Here is a 1154-nt window from a genome sequence, read left to right on the forward strand (position 1 = left end):
TTTCCAATTCATAGAGGCCGAAGGTGGCAATAAGCACCAGGAACGATACAAATGCGGTTCGCCACAACAAATAGCGAGACACGATCGGCTCTTTGGGCGCGCGCGGCGAACGATCCATGACGTTCTGCTCGGCGGCCTCAAAAGCCAGCGCCAGGCCGAGCGTTACGCCGTCGACTAGATTGACCCAAAGGATCTGGATTGGAGTGATAGGCAGCGCTTCCCCGAAGGCAATCGCGGCCACGATCGTCAACGCCTGGCCACTGCTAATGGCCAGCATATACATGATACATTTTCTTAAGTTGTCGTAGACGACGCGGCCCTCATAAACGGCATGCACAATCGAGGCGAAGTTATCATCAGCCAGCACCATTTCAGCGGCTTCTTTCGCGGCCTCAGTTCCTTTCACGCCCATGGCGATACCGATATCAGCGCGTTTGAGCGCTGGCGCGTCATTGACGCCGTCGCCGGTCATCGCAACAATCTGCCCTTGATCTTGGAGGGTCTTGACGAGACGGAGCTTATGTTCTGGACTTGTGCGGGCAAAGATTGTGGTGCTCAATGCCGCATTGCTCAATTCTTGATCCGACAGCAAGTCTAAGTCTCGGCCAGTTAGCACAGCGTCCGGATTCTTGAGTCTCAACTCCCGGCCGATAGCCGCCGCCGTCGCCGCGTGATCGCCCGTTATCATCTTGATGCCGATTCCCGCCGCAACGCATTGACGCACAGCGTCACGGGTTTCTTCTCGCGGCGGGTCAATCAAACCAATCAGGCCAAGAAAGGTGAGCCCAGTCTCAACGTCGCCAAATGTAAGCTCGCAATGGCCAGCGACGGTGTGTTTCACGGCGACGCCAAGCACGCGCTGGCCTTTCGCTGCGATCGCATCTATCTGTGCGAGCCAAGAGTCGCGGTCGAGCGTTCGCTGCCCTTGATCTCGGTTGCGCTCAGAGACGCACATATCAAGTAAGCGTTCCGGCGCGCCCTTCACAAAAATAAATCCCTGTCCGAGATGGTCGTGATGAAGCGTCGCCATGAAGCAATGCTGCGATTCAAACGGTATCGCGTCTGTTCTCGAAAGCTCCTGCTGCTCCCGTCGCAGGTCCAGGCCGCCTTTCATGGCGGCGGTCAGCAAGGCGCCCTCGGTAGGGTCGCCGTCA

General features: G+C 57.3%; 1 protein-coding gene. It reads right to left on the bottom strand.

Annotated features, from left to right (window positions below):
* Window positions 1-1129: HAD-IC family P-type ATPase (locus Q8M88_RS07705; protein WP_305596040.1), on the bottom strand; the 1129-nt coding region annotated here is incomplete at its 3' end.
* Between the last annotated feature and the right edge of the window lie 25 nt (window positions 1130-1154).

The sequence above is a fragment of the Phenylobacterium sp. genome (assembly GCF_030693805.1).
In the GTDB taxonomy this organism is placed as follows: Bacteria; Pseudomonadota; Alphaproteobacteria; order Caulobacterales; family Caulobacteraceae; genus Phenylobacterium.